The 3,263-nt window shown below is 72.8% G+C and carries 2 protein-coding genes; one reads left to right on the top strand and one right to left on the bottom strand.

The window, feature by feature from the left end; genetic code table 11:
* Nucleotides 1-542, top strand: a 542-nt coding sequence (locus ABD308_RS38295) for a M23 family metallopeptidase (protein WP_344345558.1), incomplete at its 5' end; no start/stop codon positions are given.
* 29 nt (nt 543-571) lie between these two features.
* On the opposite strand, the gene pcrA is transcribed toward ABD308_RS38295, so the two are convergent.
* Nucleotides 572-3,208, bottom strand: coding sequence for a DNA helicase PcrA (pcrA, locus tag ABD308_RS38300; protein ID WP_344345560.1), 2,637 nt, complete (start codon nt 3,206-3,208; stop codon nt 572-574).
* Nucleotides 3,209-3,263: the final 55 nt, after the last annotated feature.

Raw genomic sequence — 3,263 nt, forward strand, 5'->3', positions numbered from 1 at the left:
CGCTGGCCGCCGGCGAGGCCGACCAGGCCGCCTCCCGCGGTGACGCCCGCCAGGCACTCGCCGGCGCCCAGGGCACGGCCGACACCGGGCAGCCGGCCGCGCCGGCCGCCACCACCACCGACCAGGCGCCCGCACCGGCGCGCCCCACGGCCTCGATGCCGGTCAGCGAGCACGGCATCGGCGAGGCCTTCGGCGCGGCCGGCACCCACTGGGCCAAGCGGCACACCGGCATCGACTTCCCGGTGGACGGCGGCACCCCGGTGATGGCCGTCACCGACGGCACCATCCGCACCCAGTGGAACCCGTCGTACGGCTACATGACCATCCTCAAGACGGCCGACGGCACCGAGGTCTGGTACTGCCACCTGCGCTCGTACAAGATCCGCAAGGGCACGGTGAAGGCCGGCGACACCATCGCCTTCGTCGGCAGCAGCGGCAACAGCACCGGCCCGCACCTGCACCTGGAGGTCCGCCCGGCCGGCGGCGGCGCCCCCGTCGACCCGCTGCCCTGGTTCCTCGCCCAGGGCCTCGACCCGCGCTGACGCACCGCGCGGGCCGAGGGGCCCGAGGCCTACAGCTTCTCGACCGGCGCGTAGCGCAGCAGCAGCTGCTTGCGCCCCTCCGTGCCGAAGTCCACCGTGGCCTGCGCCTTGTCGCCGACCCCGGTGGTGGCCACCACGGTGCCCAGCCCGAAGGTGTCGTGGGTGACCCGGTCGCCGACCGCCAGCGCGACCACCTCCCGCTCCACCGCCGCGCCCGCGCGCCGCGCCGACTGCCCCCAGCCCGCCTTCGGCGAGGCGCCGGCCGACGAACCGCGCGAGGACCCGCCCGCACCGCCCGAGGACCTGCCGCCCCAGGACGACCCCGAGGAGAAGCCCCGCGAGGCCGGCGCGGACGCCGCCCCCGTGCGCTTCCACTCCACCAGCGTCTCCGGGATCTCCTCCAGGAACCGCGAGGCCGGGTTGTACGACGGCTGCCCCCAGGCGCTGCGCAGCACCGACCTGGTCAGGTACAGCCGCTGCCGCGCCCGGGTCAGCCCGACGTACGCCAGGCGCCGCTCCTCCTCCAGCTCCTTGACCTGGTTGAGCGCCCGCATGTGCGGGAAGATGCCGTCCTCCATGCCGGTCAGGAAGACCACCGGGAACTCCAGGCCCTTGGCGGTGTGCAGGGTCATCATCGTGATGACGCCCCGCCCCTCCTCGTCCTCGTCCGGGATCTGATCGGAGTCGGCGACCAGCGCCACCCGCTCCAGGAAGTCGGCCAGCGAGCCGACCGGCGGCGCGCCGTCCTCACCCGCGTCCGGACGCTCGCCCGGGTCCTGCTCGTACTCCAGGGCGACCGAGGCCAGCTCCTGGAGGTTCTCCACCCGGGTCTCGTCCTGCGGGTCGGTGGAGGCCTGCAGCTCGGCCAGGTAGCCGGTCTCCTCCAGCACCGCCTCCAGCACCGCCGCCGGGCCCGCGCCGGACGCGACGACCTGGCGCAGCCCGGCCATCAGCACGTTGAACTTCTTCACCGCGTTCGCCGAGCGCGCCGCCAGGCCGTACGCCTCGTCGACCCGCTGCAGCGCCTGCGCGAAGGAGATCCGCTCGCGCGCGGCCAGCGCGTCGATCATCGCCTCGGCCCGCTCCCCGATGCCGCGCTTGGGCACGTTGAGGATCCGGCGCAGCGGCACGGTGTCCTCCGGGTTGGAGAGCACCCGCAGGTAGGCCAGGACGTCCTTGACCTCCTTGCGCTCGTAGAAGCGCACCCCGCCGACCACCTTGTACGGCAGGCCGACCCGGATGAACACCTCCTCGAAGACGCGGGACTGCGCGTTGGTGCGGTAGAAGATCGCGACGTCGCCGGGCCTGGCCGCGTCGGCGTCGGTGAGCCGGTCGATCTCGTCGGCGATGAACTGGGCCTCGCCGTGCTCGTCGTCCGCGACGTAGCCGACGACCTTCTCGCCGTCCTCGCCGGCCGTCCAGAGCTTCTTCTCGCGCCGGTTGGCGTTGCGCTCGATGACGGCGTTGGCCGCGCTCAGGATGGTCTGGGTGGAGCGGTAGTTCTGCTCCAGCAGGATCGTGGTGGCGTTCGGGTAGTCCTCCTCGAACTGGAGGATGTTGCGGATCGTCGCACCGCGGAAGGCGTAGATCGACTGGTCCGCGTCACCGACCACGCACAGCTCGGCGGGCGGCACCTCGGCGAGCCGCCCGGCCGCCGGGTCGACCCAGTCGCCGTCGACGGTGCGCTTCGGGGCGTCGGCGACCGCGCCGCCGCTCAGCTCGCGGACCAGCGTGTACTGGGCGTGGTTGGTGTCCTGGTACTCGTCGACCAGGATGTGCCGGAACCGCCGCCGGTAGTGCTCCGCGACGTCGGGGAAGGCCTGGAGCAGGTTCACCGTCGTCATGATGATGTCGTCGAAGTCGAGGGCGTTGGCCTCGCGCAGCCGCCGCTGGTAGAGGAAGTACGCCTCGGCGAGCTTCTTCTCCATCGGGTTGGCGGCCTGGTCGGCGTAGGTCTCCTCGTCGATCAGCTCGTTCTTGAGGTTGCTGACCTTCGCGGTGAAGGACTTCGGCGGGAACTGCTTGGGGTCCAGGTCGAGGTCGCGGCAGACCAGGGCCATCAGCCGCTGCGAGTCGGCCGCGTCGTAGATCGAGAACGACGAGGTGAAGCCGAGCAGCTTGGACTCGCGGCGCAGGATCCGCACGCAGGCGCTGTGGAAGGTGGAGACCCACATCGCCCGGGCGCGCGGGCCGACCAGCTGCTCGACGCGCTCGCGCATCTCGCCGGCCGCCTTGTTGGTGAAGGTGATCGCCAGGATCTCGCCCGGCTGCGCGCCGCGCGCGGCCAGCAGGTACGCGATCCGGTGGGTGAGCACCCGGGTCTTGCCGGAGCCGGCGCCGGCCACGATCAGCAGCGGCGAGCCGGCGTGCAGCACGGCCTCGCGCTGCGGGTCGTTCATGCCCTCCAGCAGCGTGGCCGGGTCGATCACCGGGCGGGCGGCGCCGTTGCGGTACCAGGCGTCCCGCGCCGCCTCGGCGGCGCTCCCCGGCTCGCTGAAAGCGGTGGTCTGGAACAGCCCGTCGGGGATCGCCTCCTCGAAGGCGTCGTACGGGACGTCGTCCTCGTACGGCGGCGGCTCCTCGTCGATCGGCGGCGCGGGCTGCTTCGACCCGGCGGCGGGGGCCTCGAAACCGGGGAGCGGGAGGTCGTCAAAGAGGCTACTCATGGCACTGACGAGTCTATGGCCACCCGCCGACAAGCCCGCCCGGCCCTTGACGGGG

The organism is Kitasatospora putterlickiae, from assembly GCF_039527695.1.
GTDB lineage: Bacteria > Actinomycetota > Actinomycetes > Streptomycetales > Streptomycetaceae > Kitasatospora > Kitasatospora putterlickiae.

Bases quoted from the DNA above. Each gene is read 5' to 3' on its own strand.
- pcrA (WP_344345560.1), bottom strand. From the start codon at position 3,208: ATGAGTAGCCTCTTTGACGACCTCCCGCTCCCCGGTTTCGAGGCCCCC.